This is a genomic window from Chromobacterium alticapitis, from assembly GCF_002924365.1.
GTDB lineage: Bacteria > Pseudomonadota > Gammaproteobacteria > Burkholderiales > Chromobacteriaceae > Chromobacterium > Chromobacterium alticapitis.
In genome coordinates, this window is record NZ_PQWB01000052.1 from 1 (window position 1) to 11099 (window position 11099).

At 58.7% G+C, this 11099-nt stretch carries 6 protein-coding genes; 4 read left to right on the forward strand and 2 right to left on the reverse strand.

All coding sequences use genetic code 11. From position 1 onward, the window contains the following. Positions 1 to 119 precede the first annotated feature (119 nt). The 3 genes from C2I19_RS13615 (at position 120) to C2I19_RS13625 (ending at position 3834) form a co-directional block, all read left to right on the forward strand. Positions 120 to 1862 carry a DUF1302 domain-containing protein gene (locus tag C2I19_RS13615; RefSeq protein WP_233201194.1) on the forward strand — a complete coding sequence of 581 codons (1743 nt, stop codon included), beginning with the start codon at positions 120 to 122 and terminating at the stop codon, positions 1860 to 1862. A gap of 264 nt (positions 1863 to 2126) precedes the next feature. Beyond that, on the forward strand, positions 2127 to 2786 hold the full coding sequence (cysC, locus tag C2I19_RS13620; RefSeq protein WP_103903244.1) for an adenylyl-sulfate kinase: 660 nt from the start codon (positions 2127 to 2129) through the stop codon (positions 2784 to 2786). Further along, positions 2770 to 3834 carry a sulfotransferase gene (locus C2I19_RS13625; RefSeq protein ID WP_103903245.1) on the forward strand — a complete coding sequence of 355 codons (1065 nt, stop codon included), beginning with the start codon at positions 2770 to 2772 and terminating at the stop codon, positions 3832 to 3834. The genes cysC and C2I19_RS13625 overlap by 17 nt, the downstream gene beginning before the upstream one ends. 186 nt (positions 3835 to 4020) lie before the next feature. On the opposite strand, the gene C2I19_RS13630 is transcribed toward C2I19_RS13625, so the two are convergent. Beyond that, on the reverse strand, positions 4021 to 5640 hold the full coding sequence (locus C2I19_RS13630) for a S53 family peptidase (RefSeq protein WP_103903246.1): 1620 nt from the start codon (positions 5638 to 5640) through the stop codon (positions 4021 to 4023). Between the two features lie 247 nt (positions 5641 to 5887). Further along, positions 5888 to 7528, reverse strand: coding sequence for a S53 family peptidase (locus C2I19_RS13635; RefSeq protein WP_103903247.1), 1641 nt, complete (start codon positions 7526 to 7528; stop codon positions 5888 to 5890). Positions 7529 to 8270: 742 nt separating this feature from the next. On the opposite strand from C2I19_RS13635, the gene C2I19_RS13640 reads away from it, so the two are divergent. Then, complete coding sequence (locus C2I19_RS13640) at positions 8271 to 10829, forward strand: TonB-dependent receptor (protein ID WP_103903248.1); 2559 nt, start codon at positions 8271 to 8273, stop codon at positions 10827 to 10829. Positions 10830 to 11099 lie beyond the last annotated feature (270 nt).

An 11099-nucleotide genomic window follows, 5' to 3' on the forward strand; every position in this document is an offset into this window, starting at 1 on the left:
GCGGCGCCGCAGGGGGCTGCGCCGCGAAGACTTAAAGGGGGAGAAGAATGAAGCGGACGATTATCTGTACAAGCCTGTTGCTGTCGTGGAGCGCGTGCGGTCTGGCCGGTGAGATCACCATGAGCACGCTGCCATCAGGCCTGGGGGACGGCAGCCGTGTCGAGCTGGGCGCCGCGCAGCTTGAAGTGAAGGGAACGATGGCGGTGGGCAGTGTCTATCGCATGGACAGGCCCGACCCGACCTTCACCAGCCATGCCAACGCGATGGATACCTTGAACGATGGGGATCTCAATTACGGCCGCGGCAGCCTGATCTCCGAAGCCTGGCAGGGCTATGCCCAGGGCGATCTGCGCTACCGCGACACGGGCGTCTTCGTCAGCGCCAAGGCCTGGTACGACTACGGCTTGATCCATGGAGCCGCGCCGCACGGCCATTCGCCCAATGGCTACGCGCCGGGCGCGCCGCTGAATGATAGCGGCTTCACCGCGCTGGACCGCTTCAGCGGCGTGGCGCTGGATGACGCTTATTTTTACGGCCGTGCGCAGATGGGCCAATCTTCCATGTTGCTGCGGCTGGGACAGCAAGTGATCCCGTGGGTGACGCCCACCACCATCCTGGGCGGCATCCAGCAAGTCAACGCGATGGATTTCAATGCGCTGGGCCGAGCCGGCACGGTGCCGGAGATGGTCAATATCCCGGCGCCGGCTTTCTACGCCAAGCTGGACGCGACGCCCAAATTGTCCGTGGACGGGTATTACCAGTTCCAGTTCCAGCCCAATGCCTACCCATCCTGCGGCGTTTTCTATTCCGGCAACGACTACGCCCAGCCCGGCTGTAACAAGCTGACGCTGAACGGCAGCCTGTTGAGCATGCTGAAGCGCCGCGGCATCGTCACCAGCGACCAGCAATCGGCCGCCAATCCCTTGGACTACATCGCGCGCGTGGCTGATGACAAACCTTATGGCGGCGAATTCGGCATGAGCCTGAATTACCTGCTGGACGGCATCGGCCAGCTGGGGCTGTTTTATTCGAACCAAACCAGTCCGATGAGCTTGACCCAGATGCTGCGCACCGGTCCAGGTGTGCTGCTGCCGGCGGCCGCCAATCAGGGCCAGGCGGCGCCGACCGGCATCGCCGGCGTATTCCGGCGCAGCTTCCCGGACCATATCCATATGTACGCCGTCAATTTCAAGACCAAGCTGCCCGGCGGCACGGGCATCTACAGCGAGCTGAGTTACCGGCCCAACCAGCCGGTGGCATGGAACGGGGCGGACTTTTTATATGGCGTGCTCAGCGGGGTGGGACCGCTGGGCTATCTGGCCCACACGCCGACCGGCTACCTGGCGCGCGGCTACGATACCTTCCGCAGCACGCAGTTCAGCCTGGGCGCGACCCAGCCCTTGGGGCGGCTGTTGGGCGGCGAGGCCAAGCTGTCGGCCGAGGCCGGGGTGAAATACTTGGCGGGCCTGCCGGACCCCTACGTGATGCGTTATGGCAGAGTCGGTTTCGGCCAAGCGCCCAGCGCGGCGGCGCCGGCCTGTAATGGCACGGGCCCCAGCTGCGCGCTGGATGGTTTCGTGACGTCGTCGGCCTGGGGTGTCAGGAGCAAGCTGGAGGAGCGTTACGGCGGGGTTCTGCCGGGGCTGGACCTGATGCCTTCCCTGTTGTTGGCATATGACGTGAAGGGCTATTCGCAGGACGGCCAGTTCACCGAGGGCCGGCGCAGCTGGCTGTGGCGGCTGCAGGCCGAGTACCGCAAGCGCTATGAGTTTGAGTTGCTTTACCTGGCTACGGGGGGCGGCAAGTACAACACGCAGTCCGACCGCAGCCTGGCGATGATCAGCGCCGGCATCAAGTTCTGACTGGGTGGGCCGCGCCGTCGTGATGGCTGCGGCCTTTTTCAAGCAATTTCGCTAGAGTGGTTGATGGTTTATTTATAATAAATACAATGGAATTGACTGGCCATCTTTAATATGATTTGAATGATCCGTGCAAATACTGATTTGGTCTTTTTATCTGGTATTTTTCAATCAGTACGCGCTATGACCAAACTATCTGGCATGTGACGGTTGCAGATCGCTTGTTCCGCTTGCTGTTTCGCATCCAGTCGAACCAAGGATTGGATCATGGCCGCTCTATCTCCCCCGGCGGGTTTGCCCGCCAACATCTTCAAGACCGCGGGCCGCGTGCGCCTGATCGACAGGCAGCGTTTGTTCGGCCACGGGGAACTGACCCTCTGGCTGACCGGCCTGAGCGGCGCCGGCAAATCCACCATCGCTTACGAACTGGAAACCAGGCTGGTTCGGGCTGGCTTCTCGGCCGTGGTGCTGGACGGCGACAATCTGCGGCACGGCCTCAACCGCAACCTGGGCTTCTCCGCCGCGGAGCGGCAGGAAAACATCCGTCGGGTGGCCGAGGTGGCCAGGCTGATGAACGACGCCGGCCTGATCGTGGTCTGCGCTTGCATCTCGCCGTTGCGCGCGGATAGGGATATGGCGCGGGAGATCGTTGGCGAGCGGCGCTTTGCCGAGGTCTACGTCAGCACGCCGTTGGCGGTGTGCGAGGCGCGCGATTGCAAGGGGCTTTACGCCAAGGCCAGGGCAGGCGAAATCGCGCAGTTCACCGGGGTGTCCGCGCCATATGAGCCGCCGCCGCATCCGGCGCTGACGCTGGATGCCGGCGCGTTGCGGCTGGATGAGTCGGTCGACAGCTTGTTCGGCCTGGTGCTGCATTGCTGCAGTCCCGCCGCCATCGGGGAAAGGGAAAGCCATGACTACCGCATTTGAGACGCACAGGCCGCTGCCCGTGCTGATGATCCCGCTGCGGCGTTGCGGCAGCCATGCGCTACGGCTAAGGCTGAATTTCAGCCGGGAATTCTTCTCCCCATACCCCTTGCATATTGTCGATTTCATGCCTCTGCTGCCGTTGTACGGGGATTTGTCTCAGGACCGGAATTATTTCCAGCTGGTGGTGGACGTGGTGGGCTTGCAGGCCGCCAGCATGGTGAAGTGGCCGGATATCGCCTTCGATCCGGTTGAGCTGTTCGAGTCCCTCGCAAGCAAGCCGCGCAGCGTCCATCGCATCGTATGGGAGCTGTTGTTGCGCGCCGGAGAGAAGCAGCAGGCCAGGGTGGTGATGGACAAGTCCCTGGACAGCGTGCATTACGCGGGCGAGCTGCTGAGGCTGTTCCCGCATATGCGCTTTCTGAACGTGGTGCGTGACCCGCGCGCCCAGGTGGCATCCATCAATCGCGCCATCATTCATGATTTCGACACCGTGCTGAACGTGCGAACCTGGCTGGCCGCCTATCTGGCGGCGGACAAACTGCTGGCCGAGCATCCGGACCAGGTGCTGACGATACGTTACGAGGACTTCCTGGCGGACCAGCAAACGGTGCTGCGCCAGGTATGCGATTTCTTAGGCATCGCCTTCATGCCGCAAATGCTGGATATCCGCGGCTCCTACGAAGCCGCGAAAATCGCGCAGCTGTCCGCGTTGTGGTCGTCCAATCATTTCCCGCCCATCGCCGCGAATGCCGACAAGTTCAAGCAGCAACTGTCCATGCGCGAGATAGAAATCATCGAGACGGTTTGCCGCGATCATATGGAGCGCTATGGCTATACCCTGCTGACGGCGGCCCAGCTGCCATTGAACGAAGAGTTGATCAAGGCTGCGGAAATCCGCTCGCTGCAGGCGCGGGCCCAGGCCTGGGGCGACTTGCGGCGAGACAATCACCGCGATTACATCCTTAGGCAGTGCCGCGCCGACTATCTGGCCGGCGTGCGGCGGCGGCTGCAGCGCGACAGGCTGGTGGAGCCGGCGCAGTCTTCTTAGCGGAGTGTGCGGGTAGTGTAATGCGCTAGAGGGGGATGCCGCGGCTCGCTGACTCGGCATCACTCAAGGAAGTTGAATGAAAACGCCACGAGATGGGCTCGTGGCGTTTTGGAGCTTAAGCGCGGAGATTGATGCTGAGTCAGCCAATCGCGTTTGCGAGGCGCGCTTCCGCCAGGATCATCATGGTCAAAAGCCGGCGGTCTTGGCGACGAAGGCGTTGAGGTTGGCCACGTTCAGGCTGCCCCAGCCGGTGGTGTAATCCCAGCCGGTGGCCGCTTTAAAGGCGCCGTTGCTGCCGCTGCCCACATCATGGTACAGCGAGGCGTTGGCCTTGAAGTACTTGTAGATCGCGGTATTGGGCGAGACCAACTTGTTGCCGTTGGCTGATTGGATGCGGGTCCAGAAACCGGTGAACAGCGGCGCGGCCAGGCTGGTGCCGCCCACTTGGTAGGTGCTGCCTTGCACCAGCACCAGCTCGCCGCTGCTCGGGTCGGCATCGAAGGCGATATCCGGCACGCCGCGCCGAGTCTTGGAGGTGCCCAGCACGCCGGCGCTGGTCTGCCAGGATGGGGCCGCTTCGGTGGCGCTCGGTCCGCCGCCGCCGCCGCTCCAGGCTTTTTCGCTGCTGTAAGCGGTAGCCCCCGTCGTGGTGAGCGTGGTGCCGCCGACGGCGACGACATAGGGTGAAACTGCGGGATAGCTTTGATAGGCGGTGCCGCCGCCGCATTCATACGAGCCGGAGTCGCCGCTGGAGACCGAGAAAGTCTGGCCGTGGGCGATGGCGGCCTGAAGCATCTGGTCCACGCTGGCGGTCATGCCCGAATACAGGGCGCTCAGCTCGCATTCGCCGAGCGAAACATTGATCACCTTGGCGCTATTGGCCGACACGGCCGCATTGATGGCGGCGGCGATGTCGCTGTTGTTCATGGACGGCGCGACATAGAACTGCAGTTGCTTCAGCCCGCCGCCGCTGGCGGCGAGTATGGTCTGGCTGTCCAGGTTCCATTCGACGATGCCGGAGGTGTCTGAGCTGGGCGAGCCGGCGTTGACGATGGCCACGCTGGGCGCGGCAAAGCCGGCGCTCTTGGCGTAGTTGTTCAAATCCAGCACGGTTTGGTTCAAATTGCCTTCCGCGATGATGCCGGCCACGCTGTTTTTGGCGGCGGGAAGGCTGGCGGCATTGTAAATGGATGGGAAGTCGGCGGGCTTGTGGGCGATGACGCCGGTGCTGGCCTTGCTCACCGCTTGGGCATGGAAGGCCGTATGGAATTGATGCGCGTTTTGCAGGCCGTGCACAGCCAGCACGATGCCGGACAGGCTGGACGGCACCTTGACGTCGGCGGTGTTGGCAAAGGCTTGCCGGCCGTTGACGTTATAACGGTGCAGCTTGGTCTGGAAGGCGCTGTATGCGGTGGCAGCGCTGCCATCCGCGGTGATCAGAAGATTGTTGGGCGCGACGACGATATTGCGGAAACCGTTTTGCTGCAGGTGGCTGACAACTTGCTGGACCTGGGCGGTAGTCGGCGCGTATTGGGCCATGAACTGCGCATCGCTGATGGGCTGGCTTTGACCGGACTGGATGCCGGCAGTCAGGCTCTCCAGCTGGGGCTTGTTGCGCAGCGCCAGGCTGACGGCTACGCGCACCAGCTCGCCGCCGGCCACCTCGCCATTGTCATGGGCGCCGGCAATCAGTTGTTGCACCGGATGAGCCAGCGTGCCGGTGGCGGACCAGCTGCCGCCAGCGTGTGCCGGGATGCCGAAAGCGCCGCCGATCAGCAGCAAAAGTGTGGAATTTTGAAGCCGCATGCCATCTCTCCCTGAAGAAACCGCGTCCCGTCCTTTGAGAATAGTCGGGGTGTTACGCGTTTCCATTAGTAGCGACGGCGTATCGATTTGTAAAGTATTTGCTCTGAAATTAGCCAGTTTATCTGTAAACATTTACTTATTATTTCAATGGCATCGCATGAGTGTCGCTTGGCGGAAACACCTTGCGCATGCGGTGGAAAAACAAAACCCCGGCGCACCGGGGTTTTGTTCATGCGCGACGCCTTGATCAGAAGCCGGAGTGGCTATTGATGAAGGTGTTCAGGTTGGCGACGTTCAAGCTGCCCCAGCCAGTGGCGTAATCCCAGCTGGCAGTAGCCTTGTAGCCGCCGTTGTTGCCGCTGGTCACGTCGTGGTACAGCGACGGGTTGGCTTTGAAGTACTGGTAGATGGCCGGGTTCGGCGATACCAGGCTATTGCCGTGGGCGGACTGGATGCGGGCCCAGAAGCCGGTGAACAGCGGAGCGGCCAGGCTGGTGCCGCCGATCTGCTGATTGCTGCCGTTCACTACCACCAGCGCGCCGCTGTTCGGGTCGGCATCGAAGGAGATGTCAGGCACGCCGCGCTTGGTCTTGGAAGTGGTCAGCACGCCGGCCTTGGTTTGCCAAGACGGAGCGGCTTCGATGACGCTAGGGCCGCCGCCGGTGCCATTCCACACGCTTTCCGACGAGTACTTGGTAGTGCCGCTGGTATTCACGGTGGTGCCGCCAACCGCGATCACGTACGGCGAAGTCGCCGGGTAGCTTTGACCAGAGGTGCTGCCGCATTCGGCGGAGCCGGAGTCGCCAGTGGAAATCGAGAAGGTCTGGCCTTGAGCCACAGCGGTCTGGAAGATCTGATCGTCGGAGGCGATGGTGCCATCGCTTTGCGCGTCGCGTTCGCATTCGCCCAGCGACACGTTGATCACCTTGGCCGAGCCATCGCTGACAGCGGAGTTGTACGCGGCGGTGATGTCGGCGTTGGTCATCGAGGTGGCGACGTAGAAGTTCATTTGCTGCAGCGCGCCGCCGGCGGCGGCCAGGATGTCCTGGCTGTCCAGGTTCCACTCGCCCACGCCATCGGTGTCGGACGAAGCGTCGCCGGCATTGATCACGTTGGTTTGCACATAGCTGTAGCCGGCGGCGTCTTCAAACTGCTGCAGGTCTTGCAGGGTTTGGGTCAGGTCGCCTTCGGAGATGATGCCAACGGTGGTGTTGGTGGCCGGCGGCAGGCTGCTGGCATTGTAGATCAGCGGGAAATCGGTCGGATTGTGGCCGACTACGCTTTGGGTCTTGGCGGAAGCAAAGGTCTTCACGCCGGCCTTTTGCAAGGTGGTGTGGAAGGTGTGGATGTTCTGCAGGCCATGCACGGACAGAACGATATTGCCCAGTGATTGCGGCACTTGCGCGGCGGTCACGTTGGCAAAGCCGGCGCGGCCGTTGTTGTTGAAGCCGTGCATGGTTACGTTGAAGGCGGTCTTGGCGGTGGCCGCGCTGCCTTCGGCGGTGATCAGCATGCGGTTGGCTGCAACCTTGATGTTGCGGAAGCCGCTTTTTTGCAGGTGGGCCACGACTTGCTGGACCTGAGCCTGCGTCGGAGCGTGCTGGGCCATGAATTCAGCGTGGCTCAGCGTCTTGTGGCTGGTGCCAGCCATCAGGCTGTTGGTCAGCGCGTCCAACTGGGTTTTGTTGCGCAGCTTCAGCGTCACGGCTACGTGCACGGATTGGCCGGCAGCCACTTCGCCAGTGCTCTTGGCCGCGGCGGAGGCCGTCAGCGTGGAAACCAGCGGGTGGGCTTGAGTGGCGGTATTCACCCAGGCTTCGCCAGCTTGGGCGCCGGCGGCGAACAGGCCGGCAACGATCAGTGCAACAGCGTGCTGTTTTGCAAACATGCAAATTTCTCCTCTTTGCAGAATGTGAACTCAGGAATTCGGCGGTATGCCTTTTCCTGATGTGGGCGCGGTTTGTATTGCTAATTGTGTTTCTTCCGTCATCCCATTTATGGCCCTCGTCTCCGAGGACATGTCGACAGGTCATGCCGACCAGTTATCGATAGCGCAAAGAGATGGAAAATGCCAAATGCATTTAATACAAATTCATAATCATGCTTGAAAATACATTGAAAATAAATACATTTAGCACTTTGGCAATCTGTGTGACGGAGTGTGATGACAAAATGGAGTTTTTGCTCGATAACAGGCAAATTTCAGGTAATAGAAATGAGCATGGCTCTTATGCATTAATTTCATGATGAGTGAAGTGCTGAATGTGCATGTTTTGTGAAATTACCAACACATTTTGTGAATGACGTGCGTAAAAGCAACAAATGGAAAGCGTTTCATGCGGACTTCAACCCGTTTATTAATGTTTATTTGTGACAAAGTGTGACATGATGATGTGCTTGTATTTGATAAATAAGGATATTTCATAATTATTTATTTGACGGAATGTATCTTAATAGTTAGGTCTTGATCGCTATTTATCTTGTTGGCATTGAGAAAGTAAATGGCTGTTGACGATGGTCATGACAAACTTTCACACTCGAAGCACCTTCACTCGGTATGACGAATACAAAGATCCAGCCGCCCACGAGGCGAGCGGGCCACATATCTACAAAAGGGATTTGGAGAAATCATGAACTACAAGAGAAAGACACTGGTGGTCGCGCTGTCGCTGATTGGCAGCGTTGGCTACATGCCTTTTGCGCACGCAGACTCGGATAGCTCCGGCACGCTGGACCGTGTGGAAATCACCGGTTCGAACATCAAGCACTCCATCAAGAAGGAGCAGGCTTCTCCGGTAACGGTGGTAAGCACTAGTGATCTGGCGAAGCAGGGCATCACCACGGTTGAACAGGTGGTAAACAGCCTTTCGTCCAATCAATCTAGCCAAGGCAGCTCGCAAGCCGCAGGCAGCGCAACCGGCGGTGCTTCGTTTGCCGATATGCGTGGTCTTGGTCAGCAATACACCCTGGTTTTGCTTGACGGTCGTCGGCTGCCGACCAACCCGTTCGATGGCACTGCGGTGGATTTGAATGCGATCCCGCTGGCTGCGATTGATCGGGTGGAAGTGTTGCGTGATGGCGCATCCGCTATTTACGGAACGGATGCGATTGGCGGCGTAATAAACTTTATCACGAAGAAAACCGCTCAAGGCTTGTCTATTGGTGGCGATTTAAGTGTTCCGCAACATTCCGGCGGCAAGAGCCGCAGCGTGAATGCAAGCTATGGTTATGGCAATCTGGCAAGCGATGGCTTCAATGTTTTTGGTGCGTTGTCTTATCAAAAGACCGACCGCATCATGACGATGGACCGGAAGTTTGCTTCCACTGTTAATTCGGATACAAGTACGAGTTCTAATACCTTCCCGAGCAATGTCAGACTGCCTAATGGCACTTGGGCCAATAATACATGTCTGCCGCCTTACTCTGTCGCATCTGGCAATCGCTGCATTGAATACCCAGGCCTGTTCATGGGTATTACGCCTGATGTGGAGCAGGTTAGCGGGTTTGGTAAGGGAGCCATGCGTATTGGAGACAATCACGAGCTCTCTTTGACCTACAGCATTACTCGAACCAAGAATACGTCTTATATCGCTCCAGATCCGACAGCATATGACTCGTCTCCTGGTCACCCCATTCTGCCTGGCGGCGGTCAGCTTTGGAGCCGTTCCGTACCGCTTGGCGATCGCGTTGACCAAGCCGTGACCACCACCCAGAACCTGCAACTGAGCATGGAAGGCCTGATTGCGGGCTGGGATTATAAAGCGGGTCTGGGACATGGCGAGAACTATGTCACGGATACCTTGGTTTCGGGATGGGTCAGCGGTAGCGCTATTCAGGCTGATATAAACAACAATACCTTCAATCCGTTTGATCAAAGCTACGCCAATTGGGCGCAACTGTCGCGATCTGGCCAGATCAGCGAAGCCAAGACGACGCTGGATAGCGCTGACTTCAAAGTCAGCAATGAGCTGACGCAATTGGCTGGCGGTCCGCTGGGTGTTGCGTTTGGCTCGGAATATCGTCGTGAGAGCATGTACCACAACTATAATTACGGCCTGTCTAAGGACGTATTGGGTACGGGTCAGAGCTTTGCAACCAATGCAAGTGGTAGCCGCGACATTTATGCGCTTTCCGCGGAAATGAACCTGCCGCTGATCAAGAATTTTGAGGCGCAACTTGCCGCACGCTATGATCACTATAGCGACGCGGGGGGCTCTTTGAATCCTAAGGTGGCGTTCCGTTACCAGCCTGATCCGAAGGTCATGTTCCGCGCCTCTGCCAGTACAGGCTTCAGAGCTCCGTCGCTGTACCAATTGTATTCGCCGTTCAATGTTAGTTTGACTGGCGGCAAGGGGACGGATCCGATTTACTGCCCGGGTGGTGCGCAACAGCCTGGCGCTGGGCCGAATGCCTGCGTGCCTGATCAATATCGCTTGGGCAACTCCGGTAGCTCGAATTTGAAGCCGGAAAAGGCATCCTCCATGTCCATAGGCATGGTGCTGGAACCGGTCAAGAACTTGACCGCCAGTGTGGATCTCTGGTGGAGCATGATTCATGATACGGTTGGCCAGCTGCCTTGGACGACTATCACCGACCCGAATAATGCCGCGCGCTTTGCTAATTTGTATGTGCGTGACCCCGTCACCAATGACTACAAGTACATTAATCTGCCTTACCAGAATCTGGGTAGTTTGAGCACGGCAGGTTTGGACTTTAAGTTCAGCTGGCAGCTTCCGGCTACGCACTATGGCATCTTCACCATCGGTCTGGATGGCACTTACACCAGTAAGTATCTGCAAGACTATGGCGATGGCCTTGGTTACCAGTCTGCCTTGGGTCAATACAACACGGCGGCTAGTCAGCCTGCCATTTTCCGTTGGCAGCATGAGTTGACCCTGGGTTGGAATCACGGCGCATTCAGCGGCGTGCTGTCTCAGAGTTATAAGTCGGGCTACACGGATGCGAATCCGAATGGTCAGACCAATATGGTCAACACGTACTCAGTTTGGAACCTTTCCGGCACTTATGTCTGGAATAAGAAGGTGTCCGTTACTTTGGGTGTGAAGAACCTGTTTGACCAGAATCCGCCTTACAGCAATCAACAGGATGTCTTCCAACAGGGTTATGATCCGCGTGTTTCCGATCCGACTGGCCGCGCCTACTTCCTGAAGGCTAATTACAAGATGTAATTGACTCGCAGGAGTCGCCACCCCGACAGGTTCGGGGTGGCGTTTTGCGCTTGGCAATCGAGCATAGCTGTTTAAGGAAGTGAAAGACGAAATGGCATATCCCGCAGTAAGGCAACAGTCTGGCCTGCGCAGCCGCCGCGGCGCCGGTCTGGCCGGGGTGATCCTATTCCACGCCGTGCTGATCTACGCGCTGGCGACCGGTCTGGCCCAGGGCGTGGTCAAGGTGATCCAGCAGAAGGTGGAAGTGTCGGTGATCAGCGAACCGCCGCC